A 24,068-nucleotide genomic window follows, 5' to 3' on the forward strand; every position below is an offset into this window, starting at 1 on the left:
AGAGGTGTGTCGAATAATCTGCACGTGATACACAGTTTATTTGACACACCCGGTATACTATTACTTCCATTAAATAATTTTTGTTTAGCAATTACAGTTATTATTTTTGTTGTTATTCTTTTAATTATAACCATAGTAGATCTAAACAAAATGGAAATTCCCAATACCCTCGTAATAGTAGTCTTTGTATTAGGAATCATCTCCATCTTCACAATGCCCGGTACCAGCCTTCCCTCCCGCATCCTAGGCATGTTCGTAGTCAGCGTCCCGCTCCTCCTCATAACGATTCTAGTCCCCGGCGCTTTCGGCGGCGGAGATATCAAGCTTATGGCGGCCTGCGGTCTGTTTCTCGGAACCAAGCTGACCCTACTGTCTTTCGCCTTTGCAGTATTAACCGGTGGCCTGTACGGAATATGGCTTCTGGTAATGAAGAAGAAAAGCGGAAAAGAGCACTTCGCCTTCGGCCCATTTCTGTGTCTGGGCATGGCAGCAGCACTGTTTATCGGAGACAGGGTATGGGACTGGTATGCAGGACTTCTATATTTGTAACTTCATTTTTTGTTTTATTAAGCTTTACAATATGCCATAAATGCTTCATTATTAATATATATTATACGAATCCGTTAACCTAAAAAGCAGCAAAGGGAAACCGCTATGCCCAAATATGTCTATAAAGCCAAAACAGAAGAGGGAGAAAAAATATCCGGCCAGATGCAGGCCATGGATGAAAACGATCTCCATCTGAAGCTTCGGCAGGAAAATAAATATCTTATCAGTGCGAAGCGGGCAGAGGAAGTCCAGCGGATTCATAAGATTAAAGCGAAATATCTTTCTGAATTCTGCAGGCAGATTGGAACCCTGTCGGCTTCCGGCGTATCGCTGGTTCGTGCGCTGAACATCATAGCGCAGGATGAATCCAATAAGAAAAACGAAAAAACAGCTTACGAAAATATTCTTCGTCAGGTCCGCCAGGGAAAGGCCCTTTCCGAGGCAATGGAGGATCAGGATGAAGCCTTTCCGGAGCTTTTAATTAATATGGTCCGTTCCGCGGAAACTGCGGGCAACCTGGACGAGACATCAATGCGTATGGCGGATTATTATGACAAGCAGTTCCGTATGCATTCCAAAATAAGCAATGCCACACTCTATCCAAAGATTCTGAGTTTTGTAATTGTAGTGGTTGTTATCTTCATGCTGGGCTACATACTGCCTCAATTCCAGGATTTGTTCGCACAGATGGAAGAACTGCCCCTGCCAACCAAGATCTTGTTTGCCATGAGTGACGGAGTGAAAGAACACTGGCTGATGCTTTTGATCCTCCTGGCAATTCTCGTACCGCTGCTGATGTTTGTGGCACATATTCCGAAGGTAAGGCTCCAACTGGATCAGATGAAGCTGCATACTCCCATATTCGGAAAGCTTCTTAAGATCGTATATACGGCACGTTTTGCAAGAACGATCAGTTCCCTTTATGCATCAGGAATCCCTATCGTCCAGGCACTTCAAATCGCCCGTAAAACGATAGGTAATACATATATAGACAGCCAGTTCGACGAGGCGGTAGCCAAAATCCGAACGGGCGGGAACCTGTCAGATGCGCTGGACGCAATTGACGGGTTTACAAAAAAGCTGACCTCGGCTGTCCGGGTGGGCGAGGAAACAGGAAGTCTTGACAGCATGCTCAATTCCATAGCGGACTCCATGGAGTTTGAATCCAACATGGCGATTGATAAGATGGTGGCGACGCTGGAACCTGTATTAATCGTGGTAATGGCTATTATTGTAGGATTTATCATGGTATCCGTACTGATGCCGATTTACGGTTCCTATGATGCTATCAGTAATTCTGGATACTGACGCAGGATATTGATACAGGATGCCGATTTCGGCCTGCCGGGAAAAGAAGAAAACCGGGAAGAAGAATACCGGAAAAAAGAATATAGAATTACCAGGTACCTTTTCAGGTACCACGACACAGCAAAGCGATAGATTAACAGAAAGGACAATACCGGGATGCAGACCTGTGTATATATGTCCAACTGCAGGATTCAGGCGGCAGTGGGCAATGCAAAGAAAGGCTCAATTTCAGTAAAAAGGCTGTATGAAACGCTGGCGCCGGAGGGCTGTATAATCAATGGTGTTATTACAGCGGAGGAGGAACTGGCGGCGCACCTGAAGGAGTTCTGGAAGGAAAACCACCTGGCGGTGAACAATGTATGCCTGGTGCTCCACAGCTCCCAGTTTATGTCGAAGACCTTTCAGGTTCCGGCGATGAACGTGAAGAAAACGCTGGAGTACATTCCCAGGGAGTTCCCCGGAGTGTCGGAGGCCGGCGGCAGTGTCTATGGCTATTATGAAATCGATACGGATAAGAAAAAAGGAATGCGGGAGGTTTTCGCTACCAGAATGGAGCGTGAATTCCTGGATTCCTATACTCGTTTATTTGCTTCTATAGGGGTGAAGGTAACCTGCGTGCGTGCCGCGCTGGGGAGCGTGGTTTCGGTTCTGCACAGAATGGCTTATTTTAAGGACAGGACCTGTATCCTTCAGATTCAGGATGAGGATAACCTGACGAGTATTCTGATGCATCAGGGAAAATATTGTTATTCCAGCATGAACCGGACTTTCAGTGAGCACGGTACTCCGTCCTATGGCGTGGAGGTGGCAAGGAATATCAGCGGTATTTTGCAGTTTGCTTCCGCGCAGAAGCTGGAAAATGCGGTGACGGATGTTACGTGGGCCGGTTTTTCAGAGGGGGATATCCAGGTATGCTCCGAGAGCCTTCTGCAGATGGATAATACGCTGAGAGCCGGAAGCTTTATGGATGATAGTATAATCCGCAGCAAGGAGGAGGACTTCGGCAGTTACCTTTTTCCTATATGCGGGCTGATTCTGCTGGAGGATGCCGGGAATCTTTTTATCCAGTATAAGAAGACGTCGGAAAGAAGCCTGAAGCGCAAAAGCCTGATGAAGCAGTTAACGCCCGTGATTCTGCTGCTGTTGGTAATGCTGGTGATTACCGGGTTTTTCGGGGTTCACTACTGGCTTACCTCGCGTAAGCTGGAGGAGGTCAGAAGCTATAACGAGAGTCCGGAGGTTCTGGAGCAGAGCGCCAGGTATGATGAGGTGGAAGCTCAGATGCAGTGGGAGCAGATGCAGAAGGCGGCTTTGATGAAGGCCGCGCGCAATATTGAGTCCTACCCTTATTTTAACAGCTCCATTACGGATGTGATAGAGAGCTGTACGATGGGGGAAGTTACTTTTTCAATCAAAAGCTTCGATGCGCAGACCGGGGTGATCAGCGTGGATACGGCGGCGCCGGATGTGGAGATTATCAATCAGTTTATAGACAGGCTGGAAGAAAAGGATATTTTCGAACGCCTTGATTATACGGGATATACCTGGTCGGACGAGAGCGGGATGTGGACGATCAATCTGGTTTGCTATCTGTCGGAAATGGCCGGGAAGTAGGGGGAAGCTGCTGTGAATATTACAATGGAAATTACGGAAAGAGATAAAAAGCTTCTTCTGTTCATGGCCTTTTTTGTGATTGTCCTTGGCTTTGGATTTTTTGTAATCAGGCCCTTGTCCCAGGCGGACGCAGAGCTGAAGATAGAGCTGGAAAATCAGCAGGAGCTGATGATGGAAACGCAGCAGAAGCTTGTGATGCTGCCGGCGATGGAGAGCAGCCTTGTGAAGACGCAGGAGGAGCTGGAGGAAGCGGCGAAGGATTTTTATCCGGTGATGAAGAGCCAGGAGATTGACAGGCTGCTTACCGGCATTGTGGTGGGTAAGGGGCTGGAGTCCCGGCAGATGACGATTACGATGCCGCAGAGTGAGCTGAAGCTGGAGCCGTATTATGCTTCTGCGGCAGCGGCGGAGGATTCCATGGCGCAGTCGGCGGCGCAGGGCGCGTCCGAGGAGGACGGGAGTACGGCGCAGGCAACGGAAACTGTTTTTACAGGAATTTACGCGGCGCAGGTACAGATGACGATCCGGGGGAACCGGGTCACCATGCAGCAGATGGTGGATGAGCTTACCAGGAATTATCCTTCCATACGGATAACCAGCGCGGGCTGGGGAACTGAAAACAACAGCATACGCAATGCGGACGGGGAGTATATTACTTCCGTGAACGATACGCTGCAGCTTGGTCTGGAGGTCTACATGTACAGGAAGGACGAGGCATAACATGGAATTAACTTCAATTAAAAATATCCGTCTGGGCCAGGTCCTGAAGGAAGCTGGCTATGTTACGGAAGAAGATATCGGCAAGGCCATTGAATATCAGAAGCAGAATCCGGGAATGCGTATTGGTAATGCGCTGATTGAGCTGAATTATATTACAGAGGGACAGATGCTGGAGGCCCTGGCGGCGAAGCTGAACCTGAAGACAGTTGATTTGTCCGGGATATCTGTGGATATTGACGCCGTGGGCAAAATCCCGAGGCAGCTGGCGGAAAAATATCTGATGCTGGCGGTGAGCAAGACGGATGACATCCTTACGGTTGTTGTTTTTGACCCGCTGAATTATTATGGTATTGAGGATATCCGGCAGATCACGGGAATGCAGATCGAGATTCTGCTTTCAGAAAAGTATCCGCTGGAAAAGGCAATCAATTACTATTACTCGGAAGTTTCCGCTAAAATGGCAGCCAAAAAGGCCAACACCAGCACTGAGGGCATAGTGGAGGAAATCCAGATCGATGATACGGATGATGATACTCCTATCATTAATCTGCTGAACAGCCTGATAGAGAGGGCGGCCAATACCAATGCCAGTGACGTCCATATTGAGCCGTTTGAGCATAAGACAACGGTGCGTATGCGTATTGACGGTACGATAACCGAGTATGTCACGTTGCAGAAGAACCTGCATCCGTCTTTGATTGCACGTATTAAGATTTTGTCAGATCTGGATATAGCGGAGCGCAGGGCGCCTCAGGACGGGCATTTCAGGACGCAGGTAAATGATGAAATGATCAACATCCGTGTTTCTGTAATTCCCACGGTTTTCGGGGAAAAGGCGGTGCTACGTCTGCTGACCAGCAATTCGTCCATTGATTATCCGGCTTCTTTTGGTATGAAGGAGGACGATTATAAGAAGTTTTCAAAGCTGCTGAACTCGCCTCACGGTATTATTTATCTGACAGGACCGACAGGAAGCGGTAAGTCCACAACTCTTTATATGGTGCTGGAGGAGCTGTCCAAAAAGCAGGTGAATATTTCCACCATTGAGGATCCGGTGGAGAAAAATGTGGCGCGCATCAATCAGATGCAGGTGAACAACCTGGCGGGCGTTACCTTTGAAGCGGGGCTTCGCGCGCTGTTGCGTCAGGATCCGGATATCATCATGGTAGGAGAGACTCGTGACTCGGAAACTGCGTCTATTTCTGTCCGTGCGGCGATTACAGGCCATCTTGTATTTTCCACGCTGCACACGAATGATTCCGCATCTTCTATTATCCGTCTGGTGGATATGGGGCTGGAGCCGTATATGATCGCCAACTCGCTTGTGGGTGTGGTGGCGCAGCGTCTGATGAGAAAGGTGTGTCCGCTGTGTGCGGTGGCGGAGGAGCCTACGGAAGAAGAAAAGGAGTTCATGGAAAGGGATATTCCCAGAATCATGCGGCCCAGGGGCTGCCGGCACTGCAATAATACAGGGTACAAGGGAAGAACGGCGATCCATGAGATTCTTACGATAGACAGGACGATACGGGATATGATTTCCTCCCATGCAACGGTGGAGGAGATCAAGGACTACGCACTGGAGCATCAGGGAATGAAAACGCTGAAGGAATGCGGCGTGGATTTGGTGGAAGCGGGAGTGACGACCATGGAGGAGCTGATGAAGGTCGCCTACTATTCCTGATTTCCGGAAGGAGAAGCTGATGGACATTCATACAATCATATCCATGGGACGCCAGACGGGCTGTTCGGATATTCATATTTCCGAGGGGCTGCCCATGCTCATCAGGGTTCGGGGAGCGTTGGAATATTCCCCCATACAGCTGACGGATGAGGAAACCAGGGAAATTATTCTGCATATGCCGGACGAGCGGCAGCAGAAGGAGCTGTCTGAGGGAAGGGACGTGGATTTTGCCATCCAGTCGCCGGACGGCGGCAGGGAACGTGTCAATATTTTCCGGCAGCAGGGGAAGCTGGCCTGTACGGTCAGGCTGCTCAATGACCGGATTCCCACGATAGAGGAGCTGCGTCTGCCGCCCATATTGAAGCAGCTGGCGGACGAGCCGAGAGGCCTGATCCTTGTTACGGGGCCGACAGGAAGCGGCAAGTCCACAACGCTGGCCTCCATGATCGATTATGTCAACGCTTCCAGGCCGGAGCATATCATTACCATAGAGGATCCGGTGGAGTACGTTTATGAAAGAAAGCAGGCTCTGATCCACCAGAGGGAGGTGGGCAGGGACGTGGATTCCTTCGCGGCAGCGCTTCGCAGCGCCCTGCGTGAGGATCCGGATATTATTCTGGTAGGGGAAATGAGGGATTATGAGACGATTTCAGCGGCTCTGACAGCGGCGGAAACCGGGCATCTGGTGCTCTCCACCCTGCATACCACGGGCGCTGCCCAGACCATTGACCGTATTATCGACGCCTGTCCGGCTTCCAGCCAGAATCAGGTGCGAATTCAGCTTTCCGGCGTATTGAAGGGGGTTGTGACCCAGTGCCTGATTCCCACGGCGGACGGCCGGGGCCGGATTGCGGCGACGGAGGTGCTGACGGGGACGGATGCGGTGATGAACCTGATCCGGGAAAGCAAGGGGCATCAGATGGCTACGCTTATGCAGTCCGGGGCTGCCAATGGAATGCATACGCTGAACGGTGATTTGTCGCGGCTTGTAGCCATGGGGGTTATTTCCGGGGAAAATGCGTTTAAATATTCCAATGATAAAAGAGATTTGACAAATTATCTCTAGGAAAATCTTATAAAAAAGAGTATGATAACTATGAGGGGAATCAGAGCCGGCGCCGGTCAGACAGCCGGTCTGGTTCCTTTTATGCGTTTAGAGAAAAAATACGGAGTTTAGGTATATGGATCAGTCATCAATAGTATTTATCAGTATTATATCAGCAGCAGGGCTGGCGGCCCTGGTTTTGGCTGCTTTTTTTGTGGCAAGGGCGTGGAAGCACAGACGGCGGAGTCTGGAAATGGACGATATGGAAGGGCATGAGTTCGAGTATTTCTGTGCGGATCTGCTGCGGGATAAGGGATTTCTGGATGTGGAGGTCACAAGGGGCAGCGGTGATTTCGGCGTGGATATCCTGGCGGAAAAGGACGGGGTAACTTATGCGGTCCAGTGCAAGTGTTATAATGCCCCCATCGGGATTAAGGCGGTGCAGGAGATTTATGCGGGCCGCGATTATTATGACCGGATGGTGGGAGTGGTAATGACGAATCAGTATTTTACCTCTGCGGCGGTGGATGCGGCGAAGAAGCTGAAAATCCTCCTTTGGGACAGAGGATACCTGGAAAGTATGATGGAAGAGCTGGATTAGGGCATGCAGGCTGGGGAAAAGGACGGTATCCGTTATGGCTTTTGTGGAATTTAAGGATGTAAAAAAAGTTTATCATATGGGCGAGGTGGATATACACGCGCTGCGGGATGTGAATTTTGAAATCGAGGAAGGGGAGTTCTGCGTGATCGTGGGAGCCTCCGGCGCCGGGAAAACAACGATTCTGAACATCCTGGGCGGGATGGATACGCTTTCGGAGGGAAAGGTCATCCTGGATGGGAAGGAAATCTCAGCCTACAATCAAAAACAGCTGACCTCCTACCGCAGGTATGATATCGGCTTTGTTTTTCAGTTTTACAATCTGATACAGAACCTGACGGCGCTGGAAAACGTGGAGCTGGCTTCCCAGATTTCCAAAAATCCACTGGATGCGGCGGAAACGCTGAAAAAGGTGGGGCTGGAGGAGAGGATGTCCAATTTCCCTGCGCAGCTGTCCGGCGGGGAGCAGCAGAGGGTGGCAATCGCCAGGGCGCTGGCGAAGAATCCCAAGCTGCTGCTGTGCGATGAGCCTACGGGCGCGCTGGATTATAATACGGGGAAAGCGGTTTTAAAGCTTTTGCAGGATACCTGCCGGGATACGGGGATGACCGTGGTTGTCATCACCCACAATCAGGCCATCACGGCCATGGCGGACCGGATTATCCGGGTAAAGAGCGGCACGATCCGGAGTATGGAAATGAATGAGCACATTACGCCGGTGGAAGAGATTGAGTGGTAAGGAAGAGGAATGCGATGAAGTCCACCATATTCAAGACAACTGTACGGGAAATCAGGGAAAGCCTCGGACGGTACATGGCCATTTTGGCTATTGTGGCGCTGGGGGTTGGATTTTTTACGGGCCTTAAGGTGACAAAGCCGGCCATGCTGAAGGCCGGAGGGGAATACCTGGAGGAGAATAATCTGTATGACCTGCGTCTGCTGTCCACGGTGGGGTTTGATGAAAGCGATGTGAAGCAGCTGAATGAACGGGAGGGTGTGGAGATCGCGGAGGGCGCAGTTTATGTGGATTTCCTGGCCCAGGACGAGGAAGGGACAGAAAGCGTGCTGCGGGCGCATTCGCTGCTTTGGGTACAGAACCATGTGGTGGTGCGGGCCGGGAGAATGCCGACGGCGCCGGATGAGTGCGTGGTGGACAGTCTGGTATTTACGAGAAAGGATATCGGCACTACAATCCGTGTTTCCGATAATAATGAGGAAGATACCCGGGATATGTTTTCCGGTACGGAGTATAAAATTGTGGGGATCTGTGACGCCCCTTTTTATATCAATTATGAAAGAGGGAGTACGGCGCTTGGAAACGGTAAGCTGAAGGGGTATGTTTATATTCCTGAGGCAGGGTTTGATACGGAAGCTTATACGGAGGTTTTTGTCAGGCTGGAGGAGAAATATCCCCTTTACAGCCAGGAGTATAAGGATTACATCGATGAGGTCATGGACTGGGCGGAGCCTCTTTGTGAGGAGGTGGCCCAGGCACGGTATGTGAGGCTGAAGGAGGATGCCCAGTGGCAGATTGCAGACGGCGAGCGGGAGCTTGATAAGAAGGTGGCCGAGGCGGAGGATAAGCTGGAGGATGCCAGGCAGGAGCTGCTGGACGGGGAACAGGAGATAGAAGATGCCAGGAAGGAGATTGCCGATGGCTGGAAGGAAATAGCGGACGGTAAGGCGGAGATCGCGGATAAGCGGCAGGAGCTGGCGGATTCGCTGACGGAGCTTCAGGATGGAAAGCAGGAGATAGAGGACGGCCTGGATCAGCTAGAGGAAAAGCGGATAGAAGCCTCCGATATGGAGGAGGGAGATGAAAAGGACGGTTATGAAACCGGCCTGAATCTGGCGGAGGCCCAGGTAAAGGGCAAAAAGGCCCAGGTGGAATCCGGCCTTGCCCAGGCGAATATGGGAAGCAGGCAGCTGGAGGCGGCGGAGAATACCATAGCGCGCCAGGAGGAAAAGCTGCGGGATGCCCAGAAGAAGCTGGAGGATTCGGAAAAGGAGCTGGCGGACGGCTGGGAGGAGTACGAGGAGAACCGGCAGAAGCTTGCGGATGAAACGGCTGACGCCCGTAAGGAACTGGAGGATGCCAGGAAAGAGCTGGCCGATCTGAAGGAGCCGGATACCTATGTGCTGGGCAGGGATAAAAATATCGGTTACGCAAGCTTTGAAAGCGATTCTGATATCGTGGAGGGGATTGCCAATGTATTCCCGATTTTCTTCTTTCTGGTTGCGGCGCTGGTGTGTATCACTACCATGACCCGTATGGTGGAGGAGCAGAGGACGCAGATTGGTATTTTGAAGGCCCTGGGCTACAGCGAGGGCACGATTATGGGAAAATATCTGTTTTACTCGGGAAGCGCGGCGATGCTGGGCTGCGGGATTGGTTTCCTTCTGGGATCCTATATTTTTCCCACGGTTATCTGGACAGCTTACAGGATTATGTACCGTCTGGGGGATTTCCATGTGATTCTGGACTGGAAGCTGGGGGTGATTTCCCTGGTGGTGTCAATCCTGTGTTCCATGGGCACGACCATCGCTACCTGCAGGTATGAGCTGACCAGTGTGGCGGCGGAGCTGATGCGCCCGAAGGCTCCCAAAAGCGGAAAACGGATTATTCTGGAGCGGATTCCTTTCCTTTGGAACCATATGAAATTCCTGCTGAAGGTGTCTGCGAGAAATATTTTCCGGTATAAACAGAGATTCTATATGATGGTATTCGGCATCGGCGGCTGTACGGCGCTGCTGCTCACCGGCTTCGGGGTGAAGGATTCCATCAGCAGCATAACCTATAACCAGTTTGATGAAATCCAGATAAACGATATGAGCGTTATTTTCAGCGATCCGTATAAGAGTATGGACAGCAGTGAGTTTGAGGCAGTTATGGCGGACAACGCGCAGTGCTATACGCTTGCCTTTGAGGAGAGCGGGGATTTGACGCTGGGCGACAAGACAAAGTCCTTTACGCTGGTGGCGCCGGAAAAAACGGAGGACATCGGCCTGTACCTGAATCTGCACACCACCCGGGATGAGCCTGTGGCCTATCCTGGAAAGGGAGAGGTGGTGCTTACCGAGAAGCTGGCGGATAAATGCAATGCGAAAATCGGGGATACGGTAACTATTCAGGATGATGATATGAATGAGCTGGAGCTGAAGGTTTCAGGCATCAGCGAAAACTATGTATATAATTATGCCTATATTTCCCCGGATACCTGGAAGGAACAGACAGGGAAGGAGCCGGAATATAAGAGCGCTTATGTGAATGTCCGGGAAGGCGCGGATGTGCACGAGGTTTCCGCGGCGATTATGAACTGCGACGGCGTGGCCTCCGTGACCGTAAATGACGATATGAAGGTACGTTTCAGCAGTATGATGAAGAGCCTGGATTATGTGGTGCTGCTGATTATCGGCTGTGCGGGCTCCCTGGCCTTTATTGTGCTGTATAATCTGACGAATATCAACATCACGGAGCGGCTGCGGGAAATCGCGACGATTAAGGTGCTTGGATTTTACAGGCGGGAGACGGCCAGCTATGTGTTCCGTGAAAATCTGGTGCTGACGGGTATCGGCGCCGGCGTGGGGCTGATTATGGGATATTATCTGCATCGGTTTGTCATGTACAATATCGATATTGATATGATCGCCTTTGATGTGCATATCGCGCCAAGAAGCGTGCTGCTGAGCATCGTTCTGACTTTTATTTTTGCCGGGATTGTTGACTGGGTGATGAATAAGAAACTGGATGCCATCAATATGGCGGAATCCATGAAATCGGTGGAGTAAAATGCAGGCTATGGCTCTGGCCGTATTTGGGCTTCATCTGCCGCGGCCCTGCTTTCCGGTTGATGATAAGGCCGGGAAGCAGAGACGTGGCAGCATAAGCCCAAAGAGGGGACAAGCCGTAACTGTCAAAGTTTGAGAATCAAACTATTTTTATTGAAATATAGTGCGGTGTCCTATATAATGAAAAGGAAAAGATGCAGGCCGGAGGATTTTTTACCGGGAATGGAAGGAAAACGAAGGAGGGAGCGCCGTTGGATATCAAGGATACGCTCAATGAGCTGTTGGTGAAGCTGTTCCGCAATATCAACACAATTGAAGAGCAGGCCATCCGCACGGAAGAGTATAGGGACATGACTACGAACGACATGCATGTCATCGAGGCTATCGGAACCGGCGCGGCGAAAAATATGACGTCTGTGGCGAAAACACTGGCGGTTACGACGGGGACTCTGACGATTTCGGTAAACAGCCTGGTGAAAAAAGGATATGTGGAGCGCGTCCGCAGCGAAGAGGACAGGCGTGTGGTTCTGATATCCCTGACCGCAAAGGGGAAAAAGGCCTTTGCCCATCATAAGAAATTCCATGATGATATGATTCGTAATGTGCTGGAGGGGCTGAGCGACGAGGAGCAGGTGGTGCTGCAGAAATCTCTGGGGAACCTGGTGGGATATTTCCAGGGGATTCAGAACGGGAAGAAATAGGGAAAGAATTCAGAAAAAAGGAAAAAGAACTTTGATATGCCAGGCTGGCTGCAGGGACAGCGGATCTGGGATATGCAAATATATGATTGGTTTTTAATGCCGCAGGTGGCAACGGTATCGTCCGAGTCCCTGCGGCATTTTTTTCATAGGATATTTACTTATATTTTGTACTGCACTGTCCTGCTTTTGTGATATGCGGGAGCTTTTCGGATTTACTGCACTGTTGGCTGCCACCCGGCAATAGTGCGCGGAACGGATGGGGAAATTAACCGTGGGCCAGCTTCTTTTCAGTTTCCATATAGGACAGTGTGGTTTTGACCGTTGGTGTTTCCGCCAGCTTTTTTTCCAGGCTTGTAAAGTCCGAGGGGCCTGCCTGAAGCAGGAAGGTGTGGAAGCGCAGCGGTGTATAATCATCGCCCCACAGCTCTGTGGCCTTATCACGGAGGGCAAGGATTTCCAGGTAGCCAAGGTAGTATTTCAGGTAGGTGGTGGGTTCCGTGCGGATGTAGTCGTAAATGGCATCCGCCGTGGCCTGGTCCGAAATGCCGAAGGCGGCCAGGGAGCGGTAGACATCCTGGCGGCTTGCTCCATAATAATGGATGGAAAGATCAAGCAGGCAGTAGAGATTGACCTGCAGGTTGCGTTCCAGGCAGGCAATGTCCGTCAGCAGGCTGCTTGCGTTGGGAGCGCCGTTTTGCAGGAGGACGTCGGAGGCGTAGCCGTAGGCGATATTTTCCACATAATAGGCCCAGCCTTCTACAAAGCCGCCGTAAAAAAGGGCGCTTCTCACCGGATTGTCTGTTTTGGAGTTTTCATAGAGCTGGCTGTAAACTGTCTGGTACAGGTGGCCGGGATAGCCCTCGTGGGCCAGCGTGGTGTAAAGCTCCAGGCCGGGGGAGGTGGAGGAGTTATTCACGTAGATGACGTTGTCGTCCATGTCGTCAATGGGCGGGGTGAGATAAAAGGCAGGGCTGGTGAAATCCTCCATGGATTCTGCCACAGATTTGGTCCGGCAGGAGGGCAGGCTGTCGGTGAGGACGGCCAGGGCGGGAAAATCCGCCTGCATCCGGTTCTGCAAATCGTCCAGAATCTCCTGGGCATTCTGGAAAGGGAAGGCGGGGAGATCATCCAGGGTAATCGTACCGGTTCCGGTCTGTTCCCGGTAGGTCTCAACCAGCGCCTGGAGGTTCTGGTAAAGGTTCTGGAACTGATCGGATAGCAGGGACTGGATTTCCTCCGGAGTGCGGGAGCTGCCGGTATTTCTGCGCAGCAGGTAGAGGTAGTAGGCAATGCCTGAGGGCAGCTCGCAGAGGCCGCCGTTGTGGGAACCGGAGCCGGAAAGGAGGAAAATGCTGTCCGCCAGGGCGGTATAGGCTGGGGATACGACGGTGGTTAGGAGACGGTTGTTTTCAGAGATGTAAAATTCCTCCTCTTCCGGCTTCAGCTGGCCGTCCTCCACCAGTCCGTCCAGGCGTTCCTGAAAGGTGGTCTGGAGGAAGTGTTCTCCGGCGGAGAGCAGGTCGGGAGCCATAATGGCATCGCACTGATCCACGATTTCCCCGGCATCGGCTTCCGTCATGAAAAGGCCTGCATTGGCTTTTTCCTTTTCATAAACGGCCAGGCTTTCCAGGTAGGCGGGGATGCTCTCCAGGATCTCCAGGTAATCCTCCATATCTGATTTGGTGCGGAAGGTGTATTCCGCAAGGAGGACGGGAAGCTGGGACTGCATGCCTGAGGAGGGAGCGAGGGGCTCCTCATAATATTCGCACCGGGCGCCCGCCAGTTCATTTTCCAGGTAGGAGGTGAGCAGGGACCAGGTGTAGCGGTCGTGGCTGTTTAATTTTTCCGGGTTGATTTCCTGCAATACCAGGAGCTGGTTCTCCAGCAGGGCGGCGGCTTCCTTCTGGGATTCCCTGGAGTATGCGGGCAGGGTGGCGGGGGAAGGGGCCTTAAGATAGGGGGAGGGGTCGGCCAAAGTATAGTGCAGGCTCAGGCTGTCCTGACTGAGGGACTGGGCGAAGATTTCCTCCGAGAGTTTTTGGAAGCGGAGGGTGTCGTTGTTACGGTAGAGAAAGAAAAACAGGCCGGCGAAAAGGAGGAGGGCGGCGGCTGTTATGATGAGTGGAATGCGTTTTTTCACGAGAAGTGTTCCTTGTTGTGGGGTTTTTATATATGTATGTGCCCCCCGCAGGTTTCATGTGTGGAGGGGGACGGAGATTTTGCGTGCAGGATGGTCCGGGGGAGGGGCGGTGTGTGTGGTTCTTCTTCGGGGCTGCGGTGGGGGTATTTTCTGCTCCAGTTTCAAAAATGGGGTGTTTCTAACTTCCCCCAAATGCCAGGATTGTGCCAACGCGGCTGAACTCCTCATGCAGCGACTAAAGTCGGCTGCATTCGTCAGACAAGCCGCTAGGGGCGGCATAATCCTGGCATTTGGGGGAAGTAAGAAACAGCCGCCATTTTTTCAAATGGAGCGGAAAATACCCCCACCGCAGCCCCGAAGAAGAACCACACACACCGCCCGGCCCCGGACCATCCTGCACGCAAAATCTCCTGGGGGAATTGGCAGGCGTAGGTAGGGCGGAAAATATGTATATATACAAGTAGTGATAAAGGTATTTGAAAAATGGAATATATTATTGACAGGAGGGAGGGTTTGGGATATAGTGAAATTAATGGGCAGTCTTTTTGGTGCGGAATTTGAGAGGGCTGTGAATGTGCATAAAAGTGAGATGGATAGCTTGTATATTAGTGATAGTGGCTTGGGTGTGTTATGAATCGGCAGAGGTGGGGTTTTTGGGATAAGCTGGCGGGGGATGATATGTGTACAAGTTGTATATATGAGTGTACAAGTTGGTGTGGATTGAGATGATAGGGATAATAAAGGGGGGGATGGAGATGGTTGGGAAGCCCAGGTATATGGAGATTGTGGATTGGGTGAAGGAGAGGCTTGAGAGGAAGGAATTGGGGCCGGGGGAGAGGTTGAATTCGGAGAATGAGCTGAGTGAGCTGTTTGGGTTGAGCAGGCAGACGGTGAGGCATGCGATTGGGGTTCTGGAGGAGGAAGGGATCGTTGTCAGGCGGCAGGGGAGCGGGACTTATGTTTGTGATGACCGGATGGCTACGTTGGAGAATAAGACGCGGATCGCTGTTGTGACGACTTATGTGGATAGTTATATTTTCCCCAGGACGATTCAGGGGATTGAGAATTATTTGTTTGAGAGGGGTTATTCGGTTCAGATCGCTTTTACTAATAATATGTTGGAGCGGGAGCGGACGATTCTTGAGGATATCCTGGCGAGGGATGATGTGGCCGGGATTATTATGGAGGCGACGAAGAGCGGGCTGCCGAATCCGAATCTGTCTTTGATTGAGAGGCTGGTGGAGAGGAAGGTGCCGATTGTTTTTATTAACAGTTATTATCCGCAGCTGAAGCTGCCTCATGTGACGTTGAATGACAGGCTGGCGGCGGAGATGGCGGTGAAGTATCTGTTTGATGCGGGGCATCGGCGGATCGGGGCGTTGTTGAAGTTTGATGACGGGCAGGGGCATCTTAGGTTCGCGGGGTTCCTGGATACCTGCAGGCGTTGTGGGATTCCGGCGGGGGATTCGGGGATTGTGTGGCTGGATACGGAGGGGGAGCAGTATCTGCATGATTACCGGGAGCGGATTTTGAGGAATTTCCGGGATTGTACGGCTGTGTTTTGTTATAACGATAAGCTTGCTTTTCAGCTGGAGGTGCTTTTGAAGGAGGAGGGAATCCGGGTGCCGGAGGATATTTCCCTGATTAGCATTGATGATTCGGAGCTGGCGGAGCTGGCGGATACCAGGCTGACGAGCGTGCATCATCCTACGGATAAGCTGGGGGCCAGGGCGGCGGAGAATCTGCTGGCTGTGATGAGGAACCGGAGCTTTGACGGGAATTTTGAGTTTGTGACTGAAATCGTGGAGCGGGATTCGGTGAGTGGTCCGGCGAAGGCGTGAGGGATCCGGGTTTGGGGTGCCGGCGCGGCGGTTTTGATTTGTTGTAATGATATTCAGAAAGCGGCTGTGAAGGGTTTTGGCGGCTGCTTCAGATATAAAAATTATTTTTCAGGAGGATATGTGAAATGAAAACAGGAAGAGACTACAAATTCTGGTTTTGTACAGGTTCCCAGGATCTGTACGGGGATGAGTGCCTGAGGAAGGTGGCGGAGCATTCCGCAAAGATCGTGGAGGGGCTGAACGCTTCGGGAAGGCTTCCCTTTGAAGTGGTTCTGAAGCCTACGCTGATTGATCCGGCGACCATCAGGAGAACCCTGAATGCGGCAAATGAGGATGAGGAGTGCGCCGGGGTTATCACCTGGATGCATACGTTTTCCCCGGCGAAAATGTGGATTCTGGGGCTGAAGGAGTATCGTAAGCCGCTTTGTCATCTGCATACGCAGTTCAATGAGGAAATTCCTTATGACAGCATTGATATGGATTTCATGAATGAGAATCAGTCTGCGCATGGCGACAGGGAATATGGCCATATCGTAAGCCGTATGGGAATTGAGCGTAAGATTATTGTAGGGCATTGGGCAAATGCCGGTGTGCAGGATAAGCTGGGAAGCTGGATGAGAACTGCAGTGGGCATTATGGAGTCTTCCCATATCAGAGTTTGCCGTATCGGGGATAACATGAACAATGTTGCCGTTACGGAAGGCGATAAGGTGGAGGCTGAGGTAAAATTCGGCTGGGAAATCGATCATTATTGTGTCAATGATGCGGTGGAGTATGTGGACGCTGTGGCACAGGCGGATGTGGATGCGCTTGTTGAGGAGTATTACAGCAAGTATCAGATTCTGCTTGAGGGAAGGGATCCTGGGGAGTTCCGTGCCCATGTGGCGGCGCAGGCCAGGATTGAAATCGGTCTGGAAAAATTCCTGGAGGACGGCAATTACCAGGCAATTGTTACGCATTTCGGTATGCTGGGCGGACTGAAGCAGCTTCCGGGGCTGGCAATTCAGAGGCTGATGGAAAAGGGCTACGGCTTCGGCGGGGAAGGCGACTGGAAAACAGCGGCTATGGTTCGTCTGATGAAGATAATGACCGCAGGGGTTCCGAACGCCAAGGGTACTTCCTTTATGGAGGATTATACATATAACCTGGTTCCGGGAAAGGAAGGGATTCTGCAGGCGCATATGCTTGAGGTATGCCCGACCATCGCGGAGGGACCCATTTCCATTAAGGTGCAGCCGTTGAGCATGGGGAACCGTGAGGATCCCGCGCGTCTGGTATTCACCTCCAAGACCGGCCCTGCTGTGGCTACCTCTCTTGTGGATCTGGGAAATCGTTTCCGTCTGATCATCAATGCGGTTGACTGCAAAAAGTGTGAGAAGGAAATGCCCAAGCTTCCCGTTGCCACTGCATTCTGGACGCCTCAGCCCAGCCTTGAGGTGGGCGCTGAAGCATGGATTCTGGCCGGCGGTGCACATCATACCGCATTTTCCTATGACCTGAGCGTAGATCAGATGGTTGACTGGGCTGCGGCTATGGGCATTGAGAGCGTTGTCATCGATAAGGATACCACCATCAGGAATTTCAAGAATGAACTGAGATGGAATTCCGTTTATTACAGATAAAAATTTACAGGAGGTAAGTAATTATGGGTGTTTCAGAAGTAAAAGAAGCGATTCTGAATGGAAAAACCACACTGGGAATCGAATTTGGCTCCACCAGAATCAAGGCGGTCCTGATCGGAGAGGATAATGCGCCGATTGCGGCGGGAAACCACGAATGGGAAAACCGTTATGAGAATAATATCTGGACCTACAGCCTGGAGGATATCTGGGGCGGCCTGCAGGACAGCTACCGGAAGATGGCTGAGGATGTAAAAGAAAAATACGGGGTTACCCTTACCAAAGTAGGAGCGTTGGGCTTCAGCGCCATGATGCATGGCTACATGGCCTTTAATGAGGCGGGAGAGCTGATGGTGCCCTTCCGTACCTGGAGAAATACCATTACGGAGGAGGCTTCCGTAAAGCTGACAGAGCTGTTTGAATTCAATATTCCCCAGAGATGGAGCATCGCCCATCTGTACCAGGCGATTCTGAATAAGGAGGAGCATGTAAAGGATATCAGCTATCTGACCACGCTGGAGGGCTATGTGCACTGGAAGCTCACCGGGAAAAAGGTGCTGGGCATCGGCGAAGCGGCCGGCATGCTGCCTGTGGATCCTGAAACGAAGCAGTACAGCAGGCGTATGGTTGATGCCTTTAATGAACTGATTGCACCGGAAGGCTTCCCCTGGAAGCTGGAAGAAATCCTGCCTGAAATTCTGCTGGCAGGCGATAACGCCGGCTGCCTGACGGAGGAGGGCGCACGTCTTCTTGATACTTCAGGAGAGCTGGAAGCCGGAATCCCTGTCTGCCCTCCGGAGGGAGATGCGGGAACCGGGATGGTGGCTACCAACAGCGTGGCGCAGCGTACCGGCAACGTATCCGCAGGAACCAGCGTATTTGCCATGGTAGTTCTGGAAAAAGCACTGGATAAGGTACATCCGGAAATCGATATGGTAACAACGCCTGACGGAAGCGCTGTGGCTATGGTCCACTGCAATAACTGTACCTCTGACCTGAATGCATGGATTGACCTGTTTGAGGAATTTACCCAGGCCTTCGGCATGAAGGTGGATAAAAATGAGCTGTTCGGAACCCTGTACAGAAAGGCTCTGGAAGGCGATCCGGACTGCGGCGGCCTGCTGGCATACAATTATTTTTCAGGCGAGCATATCACCGGCTTTGAAGAGGGACGTCCGCTGTTTGTAAGGAATCCTGAAAGCAATTTCAACCTTGCGAATTTCATGCGCGTACATCTTTTCACCGCGCTGGGCGCACTGAAAACAGGGCTTGATATCCTGCTGAAGGAAGAAAATGTGCAGATTGACAGAATGATGGGACACGGCGGCCTGTTCAAGACCAAGGAAGTAGGACAGAGGATTATGGCTGCGGCCGTAAACGCCCCGGTTACCGTCATGGAGACCGCAGGAGAAGGCGGCGCATGGGGAATTGCCCTTCTTGCTTCCTACATGAAAAATAAAAAGGACGGCGAAAGCCTTGCGCAGTTCCTGGAACGCGACGTATTTGCAGGACAGGAAGGCGTTACCCTGGAACCGGACAGCACGGATGTGGAAGGCTTCAACAGGTTCGTTGAACGCTACACCAAAGGGCTTCCCATTGAAAAGGCGGCAGTGGAATCATTGATTTAATGCAAAGCTATTCTCGAAGCTGTAAAAAAATAAAAGAACCCGGCAAAATGCCCCCTTCGGGGGGCAGAAAGGATGAAATAAATGTTAGAAGAACTGAAACAAAGAGTATATGAAGCCAATATGCTTCTTCCCAAATACGGCCTTGTTACCTTTACCTGGGGAAATGTGAGTGAAATCGACAGGGAAAGCGGCCTGTTTGCCATCAAGCCCAGCGGCGTTGATTATGACAAGCTTACCCCTGAGGATATGGTAATCGTGGATTTAAACGGAAATAAGGTAGAAGGAAAATACAACCCCTCCTCCGACACCGCAACCCACGTAGAGCTTTACAAAGCATTCCCTGAAATAGGCGGAATCGTCCACACCCACTCCTCCTATGCCACCAGCTGGGCCCAGGCAGGAAGAGGAATCCCCTGCTACGGAACCACCCATGCAGACTACATTTACGGCGAAGTACCCTGCCTGCGCTGCCTGACCAAAGAAGAAATCGAAGAGGCCTACGAAGAAAACACCGGACACCTCATCGTAAATGAATTCAAAGCCATGAATAAAGACCCCAAAGCCGTACCCGCGGTACTCTGCAAAAACCACGGCCCCTTCGCCTGGGGAAAAGACGCCCACGAAGCCGTCCACAATGCAGTAGTACTCGAAGAAGTAGCCAAAATGGCCTACCGCGCAGAAACCATCAACCAAAGAATCCAACCCGCCCCCCAGGAGCTCCAGGACAAACACTACTACAGAAAACACGGAGCCAACGCTTACTATGGACAAAATGGGGGTAAATAGGGTATCATATTCGTGACCAGGCAGAACCGGACAGGTTTGGAAGGCCTGGCCGGGGAAAACAGAAAAACGCCCCACCTTTCTGCTTTCCCCGGCCAGACCTTTCAAACCTATCCGGCGAGCGAAGCGACCGAAAGACCGAAGGTCTTGAGGTTCTGCCGTCCGGTGCCGCTACTTCTACACCCGACACCAAGGCAGCTGAAAGACCGCAGGACTTGAAGCTCCGCCCTCCCGCCACCACCCCGGCGCCGGCGTTCCCTAAAGTCCTTAAGTCCTTAATCCCTTCCTGCTCCCACCCCCTGGCCACCCAACAACAATCACCACCCACGGTAACCCAAGCCCCCTGGATTATTTACCCACCGGGCTCCACCCCAACAGTTACCGTCAATCCACCAATTCAAACCCAATGGAGGAAAAATATTCATGGAAAATCTTGAACTCGCAAAAATGGCGAACGAGATCCGCAAAGGCATTGTAACAGCAGTTCACAGCGCCAAAGCCGGACATCCCGGCGGATCCCTTTCCGCAGCAGATATTTTCACCTATCTCTACTTTGAAGAACTCAACATCGATCCGGAGAACCCCGACAAACCGGACAGGGACCGCTTCGTTCTTTCCAAAGGACACACAGCCCCCGGATTATATTCCACCCTGGCCCACAGAGGCTTTTTCCCGGTGGAAGATCTTGTTACCTTACGTAAACTCGGCTCCTACCTGCAGGGACACCCTTCCATGCAGTACATCCCCGGCGTTGACATGTCCACAGGCTCCCTGGGACAGGGCATCTCCGCAGCTGCCGGCATGGCTCTGGGCGGAAAGCTGGACAATAAGGATTACCGCGTATATACGCTCCTGGGAGACGGAGAGATCGAAGAAGGACAGGTCTGGGAAGCAGCCATGTTTGCCGGCTTCCACAAGCTGGACAACCTTGTGGTTATCGTTGACAACAACGGCCTGCAGATCGACGGACCTATCGACCAGGTATGCTCCCCTTATCCTATTGATAAGAAATTCGAAGCATTCAACTTCCATGTAATCAACATTGATGCCCATAATTTTGATGAAATCCGCGCGGCCTTCAAGGAAGCGAAGGAAACCAAGGGTATGCCTACCGCAATCATCGCACACAGCCTGAAAGGAAAAGGCGTTTCCTTCATGGAAGGAAATGTGGCATGGCACGGAACCGCGCCCAACGATGAGCAGTATGCAGTGGCAATGGCAGATTTGGAGAAAGTAGGTGAAGCATTATGTCAGAAGTAAACAACAAGACGGTTCAGAAAATTGCAACCAGAGAAGCTTACGGAAAGGCACTTGCTGAATTCGGCGCACAGTATCCCAACCTGGTGGTTCTGGATGCCGACCTGGCAAATGCCACCAAGACCAATACCTTCCAGAAGGCGTTCCCCGAACGCCATATTGACTGCGGTATCGCAGAATGCGACATGATGGGCATTGCGGCAGGACTTTCCACCGTAGGGAAAATCCCCTTTGCCAGCTCCTTTGCCATGTTCGCGGCAGGCCGCGCTTATGAGCAGGTCCGCAACTCCATCGGCTATCCCCATCTGAACGTGAAAATCGGCGCAACCCATGCCGGCATCACCGTAGGGGAAGACGGCGCATCCCATCAGTGCCTGGAGGATATCGCCCTCATGCGCGTTATCCCCGGCATGGTGGTAATCAATCCCAGCGATGCTGTGGAAGCCAGGGCTGCCGTACAGGCTGCCATTGAATACGTAGGCCCCGTATACCTGCGTTTCGGCCGTGCTGCAGTGCCGGTTATCAATGACAGGGAAGACTATAAATTCGAAATCGGAAAAGGCGTTCTCCTTCGGGAAGGGACGGATGTTACCATCGTAGCAACAGGCATCTGCGTATCCGCAGCGCTGGAAGCGGCTGAAAAGCTTGCAGAAGACGGCATCAATGCCGAAGTTATCAACATCCATACCATCAAACCCCTGGATGAAGAGCTGATTATCAAATCCGCAAAGAAAACCGGAAAAGTGGTTACCGCAGAAGAGCATTCTATCATCGGCGGCCTGGGCGGCGCCGTAAGTGAAGCCCTGTCCGAAAAGGCCCCCACTCCGGTATGCAGGATCGGAATGAACGACATTTTTGGTGAATCTGGATCCGCAGGCGCCCTCGTTGCAAAATACGGCCTGGATGCAGACGGAATTTACAGTAAAGTAAAAGAATTTGTAAAATAAAAACGGCAGTGATAAGAGCCGGCCCCGGTCGGGGCCGGCCGCCTGTTTTTACAGGCACCCCTCCGGAACTGCCGCATGACGATGACGGCGGGCTCTCCGGATGCCTGAAGAGGAAAAGGAAAAAATATGAATATTTTATCACCATCAATCCTGGCCGCTGACTGCGCCAGATTGGGAGAAGAAATTAAACTGGTAGAGGAGGCTGGCGCACAGTACCTTCATATTGATGTGATGGACGGTATGTTTGTGCCATCCCTTTCTTTTGGCCTGTGCGTGATTTCCTCCCTGAGAAAGGTGACGGATATGGTTTTTGATGTGCATCTGATGGTGGAAGAGCCTATCCGTTATGTGGCGGATTTTGCCAAAAGCGGGGCAGATATCATTACGGTTCATCTGGAAGCCTGCAGCGATGTGGAGGAAACCCTGGACTGGGTACACAGCCTGGGACGTAAAGCCGGCATCTCCTTAAAGCCCTCCACACCCATTCAGGCAATAGAAAAATATCTGGATAAAATAGACCTGCTTCTTGTCATGACGGTGGAGCCGGGCTTTGGCGGCCAGAAGTACCTGCCGGCCTCCACGGCCAGGATCCGCGAGGCCCGCAGACTCATCCAGGAAAAGCATGCGGACGTGGACATCGAAGTGGACGGCGGCATCACCAGGGACAATGTCAATGTGGTCCTGGAAGCAGGAGCCAATGTCATAGTGGCCGGTTCCGCCATTTTCAACGGTAACCGGACAGATAACGTAAAGGCTATGCTGGAAACGCTGAAAAGCTGTGAAAAAGGAGGCCAGGCATGAAAATTGTAGTGACCCCTCCTTTTACGGAGGAACAAAAAGCCCTGATTCTCTCCGCAGCCGAAAGGCCGGAGGACGTTATTTTCTGCCTGAAAAGTGATATGACTGAGGAACTTCTCAGGGAAGCGGACGTCTTTCTGGGGAACCTTGAAAGCCCCGGACAGCTGGAAAAAACAGAACACCTGAAATGGATACAGCTGAACAATGCGGGGACCGAAGGCTATTGCGTGCCGGGAAGGCTGCCTCAGGGGGCGGTCCTCACCAATGCCACAGGGGCATATGGCCTGGCAATCTCCGAGCATATGCTGGCCTGCCTTTTTATGCTCCGCAAGAAGCTGAACCTGTACTACGCCAACCAGCTCCAGTGCCAGTGGAAGAGCGAAGGGCATGTGGGCGTCATCCAGGGAACCACGGTGCTTGTGATAGGACTGGGAGATATCGGAACCTGCTTCGCCTCCAAAATGAAGGCCCTTGGCTGCACAACCATAGGCGTAAAACGGCGTGTGGGAGAAAAGCCGGACTGTGTTGACGGGCTTTATGGAATGGAGGAACTGGATTCCCTTCTCCCCCGCGCGGATGTGGTGGCGCTCAGCCTTCCCGGGAATCCATCCACCTACCATACGCTGAACCGGGAACGGATTTCCCTCCTTTCCCCCAACGCCATTGTACTGAACGTGGGAAGAGGAACGGCTGTGGATACGGATGCCCTCAGCGACGCGCTGTATGCCGGGAAAATTGCTGGGGCAGCACTTGATGTTACCGATCCGGAGCCTCTGCCTGCGGACCACCCTCTCTGGAAGGCACCGAATGCCATCATAACACCCCATATCTCAGGCGGCTATGCGCTGCCGGAAACGCTGCAGCAGATCGCGGAAATATTCGCGGAAAACCTGAAGCGCTTTCAGGCAGGGGAACCGCTGCGCAACGTGGTGGATTTGGAGACCGGATACTGTAAATAGTAGCTATAAGCGATAGTTAAGGCCTTTGGATGCTGAGGAAGAATCCTTTACAGCGTCCAAAGGCCTTTTTATTACATTATATATTTATTGG

General features: G+C 51.9%; 19 protein-coding genes. 18 read left to right on the forward strand and 1 reads right to left on the reverse strand.

Going from position 1 to position 24,068, the window contains the following annotated elements:
• The 10 genes from DXC51_RS28535 to DXC51_RS28580 all read left to right on the forward strand — a co-directional run.
• The coding region (locus DXC51_RS28535) for a prepilin peptidase (RefSeq protein WP_147332420.1) at window positions 1–549 on the forward strand (549 nt) is incomplete at its 5' end.
• Between the two features lie 105 nt (window positions 550–654).
• Window positions 655–1,857 (forward strand): type II secretion system F family protein, encoded by a 1,203-nt coding sequence (locus DXC51_RS28540; protein ID WP_117545999.1) that lies wholly within the window; start codon window positions 655–657, stop codon window positions 1,855–1,857.
• A 156-nt stretch (window positions 1,858–2,013) separates the two neighbouring features.
• Window positions 2,014–3,471, forward strand: coding sequence for a type IV pilus biogenesis protein PilM (gene pilM / locus DXC51_RS28545; RefSeq protein WP_117546001.1), 1,458 nt, complete (start codon window positions 2,014–2,016; stop codon window positions 3,469–3,471).
• Window positions 3,472–3,483: 12 nt separating this feature from the next.
• Window positions 3,484–4,191, forward strand: coding sequence for a type II secretion system protein M (locus DXC51_RS28550; RefSeq protein WP_117546003.1), 708 nt, complete (start codon window positions 3,484–3,486; stop codon window positions 4,189–4,191).
• A gap of 1 nt (window position 4,192) precedes the next feature.
• Window positions 4,193–5,872 carry a GspE/PulE family protein gene (locus tag DXC51_RS28555; RefSeq protein ID WP_243003289.1) on the forward strand — a complete coding sequence of 560 codons (1,680 nt, stop codon included), beginning with the start codon at window positions 4,193–4,195 and terminating at the stop codon, window positions 5,870–5,872.
• A 19-nt stretch (window positions 5,873–5,891) separates the two neighbouring features.
• Window positions 5,892–6,938, forward strand: a complete 1,047-nt coding sequence (locus DXC51_RS28560; RefSeq protein WP_021639261.1) for a type IV pilus twitching motility protein PilT — start codon at window positions 5,892–5,894, stop codon at window positions 6,936–6,938.
• 115 nt (window positions 6,939–7,053) lie between these two features.
• Complete coding sequence (locus tag DXC51_RS28565; protein WP_021639260.1) at window positions 7,054–7,518, forward strand: restriction endonuclease; 465 nt, start codon at window positions 7,054–7,056, stop codon at window positions 7,516–7,518.
• A gap of 34 nt (window positions 7,519–7,552) precedes the next feature.
• A complete protein-coding gene (locus tag DXC51_RS28570; RefSeq protein ID WP_021639259.1) occupies window positions 7,553–8,254 on the forward strand; it encodes an ABC transporter ATP-binding protein in 702 nt (233 codons plus the stop codon).
• Complete coding sequence (locus tag DXC51_RS28575) at window positions 8,248–11,304, forward strand: ABC transporter permease (RefSeq protein ID WP_243003290.1); 3,057 nt, start codon at window positions 8,248–8,250, stop codon at window positions 11,302–11,304. The genes DXC51_RS28570 and DXC51_RS28575 overlap by 7 nt, the downstream gene beginning before the upstream one ends.
• 251 nt (window positions 11,305–11,555) lie before the next feature.
• Window positions 11,556–12,005 (forward strand): MarR family winged helix-turn-helix transcriptional regulator, encoded by a 450-nt coding sequence (locus DXC51_RS28580; protein WP_025487814.1) that lies wholly within the window; start codon window positions 11,556–11,558, stop codon window positions 12,003–12,005.
• 265 nt (window positions 12,006–12,270) lie between these two features.
• On the opposite strand, the gene DXC51_RS28585 is transcribed toward DXC51_RS28580, so the two are convergent.
• Window positions 12,271–14,145, reverse strand: coding sequence for a DUF885 domain-containing protein (locus DXC51_RS28585; protein ID WP_181970225.1), 1,875 nt, complete (start codon window positions 14,143–14,145; stop codon window positions 12,271–12,273).
• Between the two features lie 776 nt (window positions 14,146–14,921).
• Here DXC51_RS28585 and DXC51_RS28595 point away from each other — a divergent pair.
• The 8 genes from DXC51_RS28595 (at window position 14,922) to DXC51_RS28630 (ending at window position 23,977) form a co-directional block, all read left to right on the forward strand.
• Window positions 14,922–15,986, forward strand: a complete 1,065-nt coding sequence (locus DXC51_RS28595; protein WP_243003291.1) for a GntR family transcriptional regulator — start codon at window positions 14,922–14,924, stop codon at window positions 15,984–15,986.
• A 125-nt stretch (window positions 15,987–16,111) separates the two neighbouring features.
• A complete protein-coding gene (gene araA / locus DXC51_RS28600) occupies window positions 16,112–17,608 on the forward strand; it encodes an L-arabinose isomerase (protein ID WP_021639310.1) in 1,497 nt (498 codons plus the stop codon).
• Between the two features lie 23 nt (window positions 17,609–17,631).
• On the forward strand, window positions 17,632–19,233 hold the full coding sequence (locus DXC51_RS28605; RefSeq protein ID WP_021639309.1) for a xylulokinase: 1,602 nt from the start codon (window positions 17,632–17,634) through the stop codon (window positions 19,231–19,233).
• An 81-nt stretch (window positions 19,234–19,314) separates the two neighbouring features.
• Window positions 19,315–20,019 carry an L-ribulose-5-phosphate 4-epimerase gene (locus tag DXC51_RS28610; RefSeq protein WP_025487808.1) on the forward strand — a complete coding sequence of 235 codons (705 nt, stop codon included), beginning with the start codon at window positions 19,315–19,317 and terminating at the stop codon, window positions 20,017–20,019.
• 420 nt (window positions 20,020–20,439) lie between these two features.
• The gene (locus DXC51_RS28615) at window positions 20,440–21,276 is read left to right on the forward strand and encodes a transketolase (RefSeq protein WP_025487807.1); all 837 of its coding nucleotides are present in this window, start codon (window positions 20,440–20,442) and stop codon (window positions 21,274–21,276) included.
• Complete coding sequence (locus tag DXC51_RS28620; protein WP_021639306.1) at window positions 21,264–22,220, forward strand: transketolase family protein; 957 nt, start codon at window positions 21,264–21,266, stop codon at window positions 22,218–22,220. Before DXC51_RS28615 ends, DXC51_RS28620 begins: the two co-directional genes overlap by 13 nt.
• Window positions 22,221–22,346: 126 nt before the next feature.
• Window positions 22,347–23,021, forward strand: coding sequence for a ribulose-phosphate 3-epimerase (rpe, locus tag DXC51_RS28625; RefSeq protein ID WP_117546013.1), 675 nt, complete (start codon window positions 22,347–22,349; stop codon window positions 23,019–23,021).
• On the forward strand, window positions 23,018–23,977 hold the full coding sequence (locus DXC51_RS28630; protein WP_117546015.1) for a D-2-hydroxyacid dehydrogenase: 960 nt from the start codon (window positions 23,018–23,020) through the stop codon (window positions 23,975–23,977). The genes rpe and DXC51_RS28630 overlap by 4 nt, the downstream gene beginning before the upstream one ends.
• Window positions 23,978–24,068 lie beyond the last annotated feature (91 nt).

The organism is Eisenbergiella massiliensis, assembly GCF_003435485.1.